The sequence below is a fragment of the Microcoleus sp. FACHB-831 genome, assembly GCF_014695585.1.
Classification (GTDB): Bacteria; Cyanobacteriota; Cyanobacteriia; order Cyanobacteriales; family FACHB-T130; genus FACHB-831.
This window is the reverse complement of record NZ_JACJON010000032.1, coordinates 78,419-91,703: the sequence shown is the minus strand read 5'-3', so window position 1 is coordinate 91,703 and position 13,285 is coordinate 78,419. Positions and strand designations below refer to the sequence as shown.

12 protein-coding genes are annotated in these 13,285 nt (G+C 44.7%); 5 read left to right on the top strand and 7 right to left on the bottom strand.

What is annotated here, in order from left to right; translation table 11 throughout:
• Nucleotides 1-46: 46 nt before the first annotated feature.
• Entirely contained in the window at nt 47-1,174 is a 1,128-nt protein-coding gene (locus H6F77_RS06780) for a hypothetical protein (RefSeq protein ID WP_190486619.1), read from the top strand.
• 52 nt (nt 1,175-1,226) lie between these two features.
• Here the strand turns inward: H6F77_RS06780 and H6F77_RS06775 are convergent, their stop codons facing one another.
• Both H6F77_RS06775 and H6F77_RS06770 read right to left on the bottom strand, forming a co-directional pair.
• Nucleotides 1,227-3,743, bottom strand: coding sequence for a hypothetical protein (locus tag H6F77_RS06775; RefSeq protein WP_190486617.1), 2,517 nt, complete (start codon nt 3,741-3,743; stop codon nt 1,227-1,229).
• A 115-nt stretch (nt 3,744-3,858) separates the two neighbouring features.
• Entirely contained in the window at nt 3,859-4,179 is a 321-nt protein-coding gene (locus H6F77_RS06770; protein ID WP_190486615.1) for an S-layer protein, read from the bottom strand.
• 159 nt (nt 4,180-4,338) lie between these two features.
• Here H6F77_RS06770 and H6F77_RS06765 point away from each other — a divergent pair, with 159 nt between their 5' ends.
• A complete protein-coding gene (locus H6F77_RS06765) occupies nt 4,339-4,653 on the top strand; it encodes a WGxxGxxG family protein (RefSeq protein ID WP_190486613.1) in 315 nt (104 codons plus the stop codon).
• Between the two features lie 30 nt (nt 4,654-4,683).
• On the opposite strand, the gene murG is transcribed toward H6F77_RS06765, so the two are convergent.
• Nucleotides 4,684-5,745 (bottom strand): undecaprenyldiphospho-muramoylpentapeptide beta-N-acetylglucosaminyltransferase, encoded by a 1,062-nt coding sequence (gene murG, locus H6F77_RS06760; RefSeq protein WP_190486611.1) that lies wholly within the window; start codon nt 5,743-5,745, stop codon nt 4,684-4,686.
• 160 nt (nt 5,746-5,905) lie between these two features.
• Between murG and H6F77_RS06755 the strand changes: the two genes are divergently transcribed.
• From H6F77_RS06755 to lepB, 3 genes are all read left to right on the top strand, one after another.
• Complete coding sequence (locus H6F77_RS06755) at nt 5,906-6,697, top strand: DUF8623 domain-containing protein (RefSeq protein WP_190486609.1); 792 nt, start codon at nt 5,906-5,908, stop codon at nt 6,695-6,697.
• Between the two features lie 126 nt (nt 6,698-6,823).
• Complete coding sequence (locus H6F77_RS06750) at nt 6,824-7,606, top strand: SDR family oxidoreductase (protein ID WP_190486608.1); 783 nt, start codon at nt 6,824-6,826, stop codon at nt 7,604-7,606.
• Nucleotides 7,607-7,751: 145 nt separating this feature from the next.
• On the top strand, nt 7,752-8,810 hold the full coding sequence (lepB, locus tag H6F77_RS06745; RefSeq protein WP_242021961.1) for a signal peptidase I: 1,059 nt from the start codon (nt 7,752-7,754) through the stop codon (nt 8,808-8,810).
• Between the two features lie 146 nt (nt 8,811-8,956).
• Here the strand turns inward: lepB and H6F77_RS06740 are convergent, their stop codons facing one another.
• The 4 genes from H6F77_RS06740 to H6F77_RS06725 all read right to left on the bottom strand — a co-directional run bounded on the left by H6F77_RS06740 (nt 8,957) and on the right by H6F77_RS06725 (nt 13,279).
• Nucleotides 8,957-9,103 carry a hypothetical protein gene (locus H6F77_RS06740; RefSeq protein WP_190486604.1) on the bottom strand — a complete coding sequence of 49 codons (147 nt, stop codon included), beginning with the start codon at nt 9,101-9,103 and terminating at the stop codon, nt 8,957-8,959.
• Nucleotides 9,104-9,119: 16 nt separating this feature from the next.
• Nucleotides 9,120-10,331: an acetate kinase gene (locus H6F77_RS06735; RefSeq protein ID WP_190486602.1), complete on the bottom strand. Its 1,212-nt coding sequence runs from the start codon at nt 10,329-10,331 to the stop codon at nt 9,120-9,122.
• A gap of 230 nt (nt 10,332-10,561) precedes the next feature.
• Nucleotides 10,562-10,720 (bottom strand): hypothetical protein, encoded by a 159-nt coding sequence (locus H6F77_RS06730; protein WP_190486599.1) that lies wholly within the window; start codon nt 10,718-10,720, stop codon nt 10,562-10,564.
• Nucleotides 10,721-10,852: 132 nt separating this feature from the next.
• Nucleotides 10,853-13,279: a phosphoketolase family protein gene (locus H6F77_RS06725; protein WP_190486597.1), complete on the bottom strand. Its 2,427-nt coding sequence runs from the start codon at nt 13,277-13,279 to the stop codon at nt 10,853-10,855.
• Nucleotides 13,280-13,285: the final 6 nt, after the last annotated feature.

Here is a 13,285-nt window from a genome sequence, read left to right as displayed (position 1 = left end):
TTGTGGTAAAAAGACAGAGAAAAAGAACAAAAGGGGGAGTAAATCTATGTTGGAAGACTTAGAAACAATAAACTGGCATCAACTTACTCACGCTTATGGTTCTGCTGATGATGTCCCAGAGTTGATTAGAAACTTGGCATCAGATAATGCTGACATTCGTGGGAAGGCGATAAATGAGCTGTACAGCAATATTTGCCATCAAGGTACAGTCTATGAAGCGACATCATATGCCGTTCCATTTTTGATAGAACTGCTACAAAGTGAAACTGTACAAGATAAAGATGAAATATTAACGTTGCTTGCATACTTAGCGCAGGGTAGATCGTATCTAGATGTACATGAAATTTCCGAAGAACCCCTGGAACCAAATACGCCAGAGTTCGTGAAAAATCAATTGGAAAAAGAAATAGAGTTAATTTGGGTAAACAACGTTCGCGATGCAGTTTATGCAGGTAAAGATGTTTACTTAAACTTGCTGGAACATAACGATCCAAATATTAGGATGACTGCTGCTTACACGCTGGCTTTTTGTAGAGAGTCTGTGGTAGGAATCATCTCGCAGATGTTTAAACATTTAGAGCAAGAAGCAGAACCAAGGGTAAAAGCCAGCATGGTGTTGAGCTTGGGAAATTTAGCAGTACATCAACCAGAATTAGTTGAATCTCTGATAAAACTTTTTGAAGCAATAATGAATTCGGAGGCAAATAATCTAGTTACTTTAGCAGCAGCAATGGCGCTGGCAAAACTAGCTAAAGAGCAAACCCCACCCGACGCGGTAGAGGTGCTGGTAAATGTGATGGCTGAACCACAATTAGTTTCGGGATTGTATTCCCAATTGCCTTGGGCGAATGGTAATGTTGTGGCAGATGTCAGCCAATGTTTGGGGGATTTGAAAGCTGATGCGATCGCATTTCTCATCCCACCCCTGATGCAAACTCTAGAATTTGTAGATGCATCCAGCGCCCTGAGTATAGCTGAAATGTTGTTATATCTTGCTTTCACTGGCAAAAAAGTATCTGCTAAGGTGAAAATAGAGGAATTAAACGAGACGCAAAGAATGGTAGTGAAAGCGATCGCGCAAAGCGATAATGCTTGGACAATCGATGGCAAAATGTCCGAAATTTTGAGTTCTTTTGGTTTACCAAACTCTCAATACAAGTTGCAAGCTTTTTAACCCCGCGAGATCCCCGACTTCTCCAAGAAGTCGGGGATCTGAACTAAAACTATTACCTAAGATTGATTGGTAGCACCACGCCGACGCCAAATGTCGTTTCATTATCGGCGGCTACTCTTAGGCTTTGAAAAGGCGTCGCACCGAGACGATTTGTAAGGTATGCTTCCAATTGCAAACCAGAAAATATATTTCTATCTGAAAAACCTAAAACCGAGGAAGGATTCCAACGCAAGCCTAAAATCCAGGGAATAACTGTCTCCCTAGTATTGCCAATAAAAGCGTTACCCTTACCGCTTAAGTCTATACCAGCTTCTGCGATCGCATCCAAGTTTTTGACTACGGGAACCGAGGCTCCTACATTGAATCCCGCCATTTGCAATCCATTGCGTTGCACGTATGCCACAGTAGGAGTTAGCCATAGCGCACTTCCACCTTTAAATTGATAGTTCATAGGCGTAGAGAGAGTGACAATAAACAATTCCCCCTCTTCTTCGTTACTAAAAGCAAACCCACCCTTCTTCAAACCTTGTTCTTTAAATTCATTGCGATTATTATTAATTAGATTTACAAGCACATTATTTGAACGTGCTATTGTCACCGCGCCGCTTAGTGTAAGCGGGTCGCCATCTGCTTGATGCAAAAATCGTATTTTTCCGCTAAATCCTAACTCAGATTCATCTATAGTGCCGGGAATACTATCTAGAAAAGCCCCAATTTCCAAATCATCTAAAATTCCGTATCTAATTCCACTTAATATCCCCTGTCCGCCTGCTTGCAAAGTCACGCGCATCTGTTGGCTAGGAACATTACCGCCATCTAACAAAGCAAATCCAGCCGGAGTATTAGGAGGTGGCTGCTGAGTGGAATCAAAATGTTGAGAGTAGCGGCGATTGGCTCCGGTAATTCCTGGTAAAAACGTAACGCCTAAACCCACAGAAGCCAAAGCTCTATCGGCTACTACAGACAAAGCACCTGTATTACCTAAAGTATTAGAAACAAATAAATCTGTAGACAATCTAGGATTGACTAAGTACCGCATTCCTGCATTAAAAGCAATAGTTCGAGCAGGCAATCCCGTCTCGCGGCTAATTGTGTTATTACCTGTTACCGGAACAAATGCATCTCCCCATAATATCAGCCTTGGATTGATGCGATAGCTAACACCTCCTGCCAAGCCAAAGGTAGTACCAAAAGAACCAGGATTGGCGATTGGAGGACGATTAAAATATAAAGCATTACTTTCTGGTAAAAATGCAATTTTTGGTGAAAAAGTCAACTGCAAACGCTCATCCGGTGCGATTGTATAAGGCAACTCTAGCGAAGTAACTACTCCCTCATTTTTTACGCTTGACGCAGCAGGGCCAGAAAAAGTGTAAGGGCGTTTTGCATTTCCTATTGAAGTAGCAACTACACCGCTGATAGCTTGTGTCCCTTCCTCATTCTGCCAAATTCTGTGCTTTGCCTGTAAGGTAATTTCTTGAAAAAAGTTGGGGCCATTCCCCAATCTATCTATCCTTTGTGCAATGAAAGGCCCTTGGCGACGCGGGCCTGAGTTATCAACTGTTTGTCCCTCTAAAGTAAGCTCCAGGTTGTTAGTTACACCCCAAGTAAATCCTAAAGTTGGTTGACCAGTCAAACCAACATCGCTAGACTTTCCTGATGGGAAAGATTGGCGGTAGCGGACGTTAGTTAAAACCTCACCTTGTCGCAATTGGTTTGCTGTTGTTAGGATAGGCTGACGATTTTGTAAAACACTTGTTGGGGTAGGATTAGCTAAATCATTTTTATCCGAGGGTTGGCTATCTAAGCGCTCATTTTGGGCGATAATAAGGTTTGGCGATCGCGCTGCATTTTCTCCAATACTTTTATCTACAGAATTACCAGAATATTTTATAGTTACTTCTTCAGTTTTTGGCTCAGGTTCTACACCTTTATTTACTGTAACTGAATTTTCTAAAGGTATTTTTTGTAATGCGATCGCGCTTTCAATTGGTACTTCGCGGCTCATCGAATAAGCCATATAAAGGATATCCTGGCGCAACTCGCTTGGGAACCTGACTGTATATATTTGGTTATCTTGCTCCCACATCACCGATGAAAAACTAGATACGGGCTGTTGTTTTATCCCCTCCAATAAATATCCCTTATCATTATTAGCTAGAGTAATCGGCGTAGCTGCCGCCTGATGTTTTTTTAATTCATTTTGAGCATTAATTGAATCTTTGGCAGCGGCGACAAAACTGCCGACTAAACAAGAGGATTGTTGCTCTTTGCAACTAAAAATGCTAACTGTTAAACCAGCTTCCGGCGTTGAAGGATAGACGCCAAGAATGTATTTGCTACTTTGAGCATTTAATTTATCCCCTATCGAACGCTGAGATGGCAAGCGCATCACCCACCCTGGAGACAGGCTGTTTCTAATTTGCTCTAGTTGGGGGGTAAAAATATCGGTTGAAGTATCGCTATTTTTTGTAGAAGCCGTAGTGCTTGGGTTGGCATTAGCTATGTAGCTTAAAGACGAGACAGCGATCGCAACCAAAAAATAAATAGCAGGAGTGAAACCACGCATAATAATAGCCCTGGTAAAGTTAGCGATCGCCAATAAAAAATTGAAAAGTATGAGATTTTAAACTTTGGAATTTAAAATTATTCTAAAGTATAAAATCACCAATATCCGTTACAGTTTAAACTTGTCGATTTTGGTTGCTAGATTGTTGTTGCAACTCTCTAGCCTTATCTGGAGGAATCGAGCCTCTATAAGCACCGCAGTAATATATACTCAGTACATCTTTAAACGCCCAGTCGTTAGGCGACACATCGATAAATGGGCTGGGTAGAGTATCAGCAGCGTCGCGGGAACAAGCTTGCAGAACGCGATCGCTACTTGGTTGAGTTTGAGCAGATGGCTGTATCGGCGAAATGTTCTCACGATTTTGAGCCTCAGCCGGAGCCACGAACCCGCTTGAGGCTAGCAATACAACTGTGGCAATAAATTTAAATTTCATATAGAAAAACCCTTGCAGTAATATACCGCAATAGTATCACCCACAAGGTTTCTATCCCTACAGTAATACGGTTTATCCTGTGAGTTTACAGCTACAGATTGATTTTGTTCCTAGCGCCAGCCGATAGCTTTAAGGGAGAAAGAACATAGAGGATGAATTATGAATCGCTCCCAATTGTCTAAAGTTTTATTCTCTGGAGTTTTTGCAGCGAATTTGGCCATTTTGTCTTTAAGCCTTCCTGCTTCTGCTCAAAATACAGATACTCCTACTCAGCGACCTAATACAGACGTAGCTCCCCTTCAGAATGATGTTGTGGAAACACAAACACAACGCGATCGCGATTTTAATTTGGGGTGGTTAGGCTTGCTAGGTTTGGCTGGTCTGGGTGGTTTAACCCGCAAACGCGAACAGCCTATGCGTTCCCCCAAAACTAATCGCGAACCCCATACAGTAGGTCGGTCGAACGATTTATAAATGCCATCGCGTGACCGAACATAGCGCCACTTAAGCAAGCATTTCACGTACCATTTGTGCCAGACGTTCGGCGCTGTCGGTAACTGCTAGCGCCCCAGTGCGTTGGGCCATTTGTGCAACTTGTGCTGGCGATCGCATTAAGTTCAGCACCTTAGTTTCTAACAATTCGGGTGTTATTTCCGATTGCCGGAAAACCAAAGCTGCCTCAGTCGAGGCAAACATTTGGGCATTATAAACTTGGTGATCTTCAGCAGCAAAAGGATAAGGAATCAAAATTGCAGGAGTCTTCGTTACTGCAAGTTCCGTAAGCGTTCCAGCCCCAGCGCGGCTAATTGCTAAATTAGCTCTTTGCAGCAGTCCCGCCATGTTGCTATAGAAAGGTAGGGAAAAATAATGCGGGTGTTGGAAACTTTGGGCTTCTGGGTCGTTATCTCCTGTCTGGTGGACAATCCACGCACCTGCTTCTATCCAAGCTGGGGCGCATTGTCTTACTAATTGATTGACGGCAACCGCGCCTTGAGAACCACCTGCGATCGCAATCAAAAAGGCGTCGTCAGGAATTGGCAGATCTAGTTTTTGCGGTGAAAGAAACTGCGATCGCACCGGAGTCCCTACATACACCGTTCCGGTACGGGGTAGATAGTGTGCCGCATATTCAAAACCGATAGCCACTTTAGTACACCAAGGACTCAGCCAGCGGGTCACTTTGCCGGGGAGGGCGTTGGATTCGTGCATAATCGCAGGCAAGCCTAGCGATCGCGCCGCAATAATTGCTGGTGCGGCAATGTAGCCCCCCGTGCTGAACAATCCATCAAATTGTCCTTCTTTTAGCAGTTCGCGCACATAGCGGATTGAACCAGTCAGCCGCAGCAAAATGCCCAACGTTCCCAGTCCAAAGCGTTGTTGAAATCCTTCCACCTCAATAGCGTGGAGGGGATACTCCTTTGGTACAAGCTGGGTTTCTAGTCGGTTGGGGACGCCCAACCACTCAATTTTGTAGTCTGGCAGTTGTTGGGCTAGTGCGATCGCCGGAAATAGATGCCCCCCCGTGCCACTCGCCGCTATTAGCAATTTTTTTGATGCGTTCGACATCGTGTTAGTTCTCCAAATTACCCTTGGCTGTATTCCAAAATCACTGTGGATAAGCGGATTAGCGACTATACTCTATGAACTATGGACTACAGACATGGATAGCTCTATTGTCTAAAGTGAAGTTTAAAGCCTAAAGTCTGCTGATAGCTGATTATCACCGATGCGTAACCCTGTAACCCACTCTGCGCGATTCATTGCACCCATCCTCAGTTTAATGGTTGGGTGTAGCTGTGTCTTAATAACCACTAACGTCCGGGCAGAAAGTCCGGATAAAGCACCATCCCAGCTCAAAAACACCCTGACGCAAATTGATGCCGCTGCTAATAGCAAAAACGTCCAGTCGGTGATGCAGTTCTACAGCCCGAATTTTAGCCACTCCGACGGCTTAACTCGCCCTTCGGTAGAAAAGGCTTTAAGCGAACTGTGGAAGCGTTACCCAAAGCTGACCTATCGTACAGAACTCCAGTCGTGGGAACCCGGGGCTAATGGTTTTGTCGCCGAAACGGTGACTCGGATCGCTGGAAGCCAGTTAGTGGATGGCAAGGACACGAAACTTGAGTCAAGCGTGCGATCGCGCCAACTTTTTGAAGGCACAAAAATTGTCCGCCAAGATATTCTCACAGAGCGCACCCAGCTTACTTCTGGGGCAAAACCTCCAGAAGTAGAAATCAAGTTACCGCAGCAGGTTCGCAGCGGTCAGGAGTATAGCTTTGATGCGATTGTCAAAGAACCTCTAGGCGACGATCTGCTGCTGGGTTCGGCACTAGAAGAACCCGTACAGAGCGATCGCTATCTCAAACCCAGTAATTTCGATCTGGAGTTACTCTCATCTGGCGGCATCTTCAAGATGGGTAAAGCTCCTGCTAAACAAGGCAATTACTGGATTTCCGCTGTCTTATTGCGGGCTGACGGCATGACGATGATTACCCAACGCCTGCAAGTATTAAAATAACTTGGTAGTTGGTAATTGGCACTTGGTAATTAATTCTTTGCCCTCGTTCCCAGGCCCTGCCTGGGAATGCTTTTGACTTGCTTACCCCCATTCGGTTGTCTTCTCATTACCGATTACCCATTACCTATGAGCAAAAACACATCCATCCAAAATCAAATCGTCTTTATCACAGGGGCGAGTAGTGGCATTGGTGCAGCTTGCGCCAATATTTTTGCCTCGTCTGGCGCGAAACTAATTCTAGCTGCTAGACGCCGCGATCGCCTCGAAGAACTTGCCGCCAAGCTTGGTAAAGAGTTTAACAACGAGATGCATTTGTTGCAGATGGATGTGCGCGATCGCGAGCAAGTAGAATCTGCCATTTCTTCTCTACCCCCATCTTGGTCTGATGTAGACGTTCTAATTAATAATGCTGGCCTAAGTCGCGGTTTAGATAAACTCCACGAAGGCAGCATTCAAGACTGGGAAGAAATGATCGATACTAATATCAAAGGCTTGCTTTATATGACCCGCCACATAGTACCAGGAATGGTCAGTCGCGGTAGAGGTCATGTAGTCAACCTTGGCTCAATCGCTGGTCATCAAACTTACCCAGGCGGCAATGTTTACTGTGGTTCCAAAGCCGCAGTTAGAGCTATTACTGAAGGATTGAAGCAAGATTTGCTAGGAACGCCAGTGCGCGTGACTTCAGTAGATCCTGGTTTAGTAGAAACAGAATTTAGTAACGTGCGGTTTCACGGCGATAGCGATCGCGCTAATAAGGTTTATCAGGGTTTGACGCCTTTGACACCAGAAGATATTGCTGATGTGGTGTTCTTCTGCGTTACTCGACCAGCCCACGTCAATATCAGCGAAATTCTATTAGTGCCCACAGACCAAGCAACTGCCACTCTAGTCCACCGCCGCAGCTAGGGTTAATAAAACTTGTAATAGGCAATGGGAAATGGGGCATAGGGCATAGGGCATTGTGTAAGGTAGAAGGTAGAAGGTAAAACACAAAAAGCAACACTCTGGGTTTTGCCTTGCCTTGCCACATTTGCCATCTACTTAAATGTTGATGATGCCTAAAGAACCCTGGTTGGCTGTAAATCTCTCGCTATTTTTTCCTGGCATCGGTCAAATATATGCCGGAGAGAGGTTAAGAGGAATGTTTTTAATGTTGATGCAGGCGGTAATGATTGCGATCGCTGCCTGGTCGTTATTCAGTGCTACTGGTAACACTGTTGTCGGTGGCGTCTGTTTATTGCCTATTTTATTTATTTATCTTTTCAGTTTATTTGATGCCCGCGACTGTGTAAATAAACGCATAGAGCAAAGCCAACGCGAACTTATCCCTGTCATCAACAAAGATCCTTGGTTTGCAGTTTTGTTATCGTTTATTCTGCCAGGTTTAGGCCAACTTTATATTAAAAAAATTGTTAGCGGTGCAATTTTTTTATTTTTAACAACATTGTGTTTTTCCGTCGCCGCTACGTTTTCGCAACTACTTATATTTGCAGCAGCGATCGCCGCGATCGCTTGTTACCATGCCTATATTACTTTTCCGCGACAACACACCATTTCCAAGCAGCATATTATCCTAATTATTGTTGGATTAACGCTGGCCTTTAGACTAACTATTAGTTATTTTCCTAGTTGGCTTTCACGACAAATTGATATTTTTTCAATTCCCAGTAACTCAATGCAGCCTACCCTCCAGGTAGGAGACAAAATATTAGTTAGGAAATCAAATTATTACCTACCAAAGCGAGGCGATTTAATTGTATTTGAAGAACCCTTAGCCGCTCAAATTTTAGATAAGGATGTAACTAATCAAACCAAACATTTTTTTATCAAGCGGGTAATAGGCGAACCTGGTCAATTTGTGCGAGTTAGCAACGGTGTCGTTTATATCAATGACCAACCCCTCCGCGAACATTATATTGCCGAACCCCCAGCTTATCAATGGGAAGAGGAAGCCGTACCAGGTTCATCGTATTTTGTTATGGGAGACAACCGCAACAACAGCTTAGATTCCCATGTTTGGGGATTTCTCCCCAGTCAGAATATTGTAGGCAAAGCTTATAAAATTTACTGGCCGCCAAAACGAATTAGATCGCTTAATTTTAGAAATTAATTGCTCATATCTAGCGGTTCTCACACAAGTTAAATACACCAAGATTTAGGCCAGTAAAGCATTTAAAACTTTAGCGTATACCTCATTTAACCAACAACGCTATATTGATACAATCCAATTACCATGCTTTGGAGTGTAATGAAACTTTAAACGATTAATAATTCTTCTAGCTTCACTTGGATCAAAAGTTGTATATACTGTTGATTTACTATCATTAACATCAATGCGATCGCTTCATTTGGATAACCTTGGTCTGCTAACAGCAAAATCTGCATCATCCCTTCGATTTGCAACGTCTACACCAGTTTTTCAAAGAAGTTGCCAGCACTCGCACGCGATCGCCCAATCTTCTTGAGTATGAATGACCAAAACCCGTACTGCTGAATCAGGCGTTGTAATTTCCCGATCAAATGGTGATGGAGTATTTTTTTGTGGATCGAGTTTCAGCCCCAAAAATTCAAAGGCAGTACAAGCAGCTTCCCGAATTAATGCCGCATTTTCACCCACTCCTGCTGTAAAAACTAGAGCATCTAGCCCTCCCAAATTAGCGAGCATAGCACCAATACCAGACCGCAGGCGATGTAGGTAGATATCTACCGCTAGTTGCGCTCTGTGGTTGCCAGAGGCGATGGCTTCTAGAATCTGCCGTAGATCGCTCGACACACCAGATACTCCCTGCAACCCAGATTCTTTATTAAGCAGTTCATCTAGTTTGTCAGCCGAGTAATTATACTGTCGTAGTAAATAAATCAAAATGCCAGGATCAACAGATCCTGAGCGACTACCCATCATTAATCCTTCTAATGGTGTAAACCCCATCGTCGTGTCAACACTACGACCGTTACGAATCGCTGCTAGAGAACAACCATTACCTAAATGACAAGTAATTAACCGCAGAGATAGCAAATCTCGACCCAGAATCTGAGCTGTGCGTTCAGCACAATATTGATGACTAATGCCGTGAAAGCCATAGCGACGGATGCCCTGCTCTACCCACTCGTAAGGGCCAGGGTATATTGCCGCAGCCTCTGGAATTTGGGCGTGAAAGGCAGTATCAAATACAGCCACTTGGGGCACTTTTCCCAAAATTTGCTCGCAGACCTCGACTCCTTCGAGATTAGCAGGATTATGAGCCGGGGCAAGGGTGGCAAGACGAGCGATCGCCTCTTTGACCTCAGAGTTAATAATAGTACTCTGCTGATATTCCAGACCTCCATGCACTACGCGATGCCCGACAACATCAATTGCCTCTGGTTGCTCGATTACTTGAGTGTTTCCACTCCAAAGTGTTTTGAGCAAATGAGCAAGCACTGCGGGGCGAGACTCTAGCTGTAACTCTTCTTTGAGAATAGCCCCTGAAGCTGTTTTAACCTTCAGTTCTGCCAACCCCTGTCTGTGAGTCCAATCAATTTGGCCTTCCCACAGAGGCTGAGGAGGATGGTTGGGAAGTGCATCACCAACAATCTCATAAAGGCAGCTTTTTTGGCTACTGGAGCCTGCATTCACGATCAATGTTTTCATCGTATTCACTAATTTTGAATGAGAGTACAGTCACGGTTAGTATAAGAGCAGTGAACGCACCATCAGCAACACTACTGATCGCCCCTCAGCTTGATATTCTTGATCTGCAATTAAGGGTACAATTTGGTGCCAGCCCTCTCCACTACCCAAACGTGAATGCCAGACGATGTGCGGCTCATAACTGCCATAAGTAACACTGAGAAGTTTTTTTGCCGAAAGATTTTTAAGGATTAGGTGAAGTGAATCAGTCCTCGGATAAAGCGCAATAAATCCTTGTGTTTTTCGATACTGCTCCAGTCAAACTCACTCAGTTCATTGTCTTGGCAGTAACTATTATTATTGCCCTGCTGCGATCGCCTGACCTCATCTCCCATGAGCAACATCGGCATTCCTTGAAAACATAAAAGGATGTGAAAAAGTTTTTGATTTGTCGCAAGCGCAGGACTTCGATTTCTATATGACTAGGACTTACGCATAGACAACGAAGAATTCTTTTGCGTAAGTCCTGAACTCAAATCAACTTAGTAAGGCCACTTCCAGTGGACAATTTCTGGCTTATCTGTACCGTGAGCGTGAGCATAATTCCGGTTGTCAATAATTTCGTTCTTCATGCGTTCTCTAACATAGACAGCAGCAGAACCCAGCTTAGGAACCCGGTCAATCACGTCAATCACCAGATTGAACCGATCAACTTGGTTGTTAATCGCTAACTCAAGTGGTGTGTTAATGTTGCCTTTTTCCTTGTAGCCGCGCACATGGATATTTTCATGGTTAGTGCGACGGTAAGCAAGTTTGTGAATCAGCCAAGGATAGCCGTGAAAATTGAAAATAACAGGCTTATCTGTGGTAAAAAGACTATCGAAATCCCAGTCTGAGAGTCCATGTGGATGTTCTGTATCTGGTTGCAACTTGTACAAGTCAACAACATTAATAAACCGTACCTTTAGATCGGGGAACTCATCTCTTAAGATGGCAGTTGCAGCTAAGGCTTCCATAGTCACAACATCTCCGCAAGATGCCATAACAACATCAGGAAGATCGGGTTCTTGCCCATGATGGTCGTTGCTTGCCCATTCCCAGATGCCGATGCCTTTGGTGCAATGCGCGATCGCTTGTTCTATGTTGAGAAACAGGAGGTGTTTTTGCTTATCTGCAACGATGACATTGACGTAGTTGGTGCTACGCAGGCAATGATCGGCTACAGAAAGTAGACAGTTAGCGTCGGGAGGCAGATAAATCCGGGTAACTTCAGCACTCTTATTAGTAACCAAATCTATGAAGCCTGGATCTTGGTGGCTAAAGCCGTTGTGGTCTTGACGCCAAACAGTAGAGGATAGCAAGATATTCTCTGAAGAAATCGGCGATCGCCAGGGAACCTCATTTTTGCTTATTTCCAGCCACTTGGCATGCTGGTTGAACATGGAATCAATAACGTGAGCAAAAGCTTCGTAGGTGTGGAAGAAACCATGCCGCCCAGATAAAAGATAGCCTTCCAGCCAGCCTAACAGGGTGTGTTCGCTGAGCATTTCCATCACCCGCCCATCAGTAGATAGTTCACTGCCATCTGCATCTTCAGGGAGGATATCTGCCAACCAGACCTTCTTGCTGACTTCGTAGACAGCATTGAGTCGATTGGAGGCGGTTTCATCTGGCCCGAATATGCGGAAATTAGTCATGTTATTACGCATGATATCTCGCAGGAAGTTCCCTAGAGGCTTAGTGTTTTCAGCCTCAACTGCACCGGGCTTGGCTACCTCAACAGCATAGTTGCGGAAGTCGGGTAGGCGCAATGGCTTACGCAGAAGTCCACCGTTAGCAACGGGATTGGCACTGATCCGACGATGACCAGTAGGAGCCAGCTTTTTGAGTTCCGGAATCAGACTGCCATGCTCATCAAATAATTCCTCTGGTTTGTAGCTTTTCATCCAGTTTTCTAGAATCTCCAGGTGGGCAGGATTCGTAGTTACATCTGCCATTGGTACCTGATGCGATCGCCAAAATCCCTCTACTTTATGACCGTCTATCTCTGCTGGAGCAGTCCATCCTTTGGGGGTGCGGAGGATAATCATGGGCCAACGAGGACGCCTCGCAACACCCGAAGTCCTGGCTTCAGTTTGAATTTTTTTTATTTCCAGAACAATTTTTTCTAGGGTTGCTGCCATCACCTGGTGTACTTGCGTTGGGTCATCCCCTTCTACAAAGTAAGGCGTGTAGCCATAGCCCTTGAATAAGTCCTCTATTTCCTCATGGCTAATGCGGGATAGGATGGTTGGGTTAGCAATCTTGTAGCCGTTCAGGTGCAAGACAGGCAAAACGGCACCATCCCGAATTGGATTGATAAATTTATTGGAGTGCCAAGCTGTTGCCAGAGGGCCTGTTTCTGCTTCACCGTCACCAACAACTGCTGTCACAATTAGATCCGGGTTATCGAAAGCAGCCCCGTAAGCGTGGGAGAGGCTGTAGCCTAACTCACCGCCTTCGTGAATCGAGCCAGGAGTTTCAGGCGTGCAATGGCTGCCAATTCCACCAGGAAAGGAGAACTGCTTGAAAAACTTGAGCAGACCTTCCTCGTCCTCGCTTTTATCAGGATAAACCTCGGAATAGGTTCCTTCTAAGTATGCAGGCCCAAGGATGCCCGGAGCGCCATGACCGGGGCCTGCCATGTAAATCACGTCCAAGTCATATTTCTTGATTAAACGGTTGAGATGGACGTAGATAAAGCTCAAACCGGGACTTGTACCCCAATGCCCTAACAGGCGATGCTTAACGTGTTCGGGCTTTAGGGGTTCTTTTAGCAGTGGATTGTCACGTAAATAAATCATCCCTATAGCTAGATAGTTGCAGGCACGCCAGTAAGCATTTATCTGACGTAGTTCTTCAGGACTAAGTGGGGCAGATTTACCGTTTTCGACATCTGAAACCTTTGTCTTAGAAGGAAAAATGGTCATAAATTC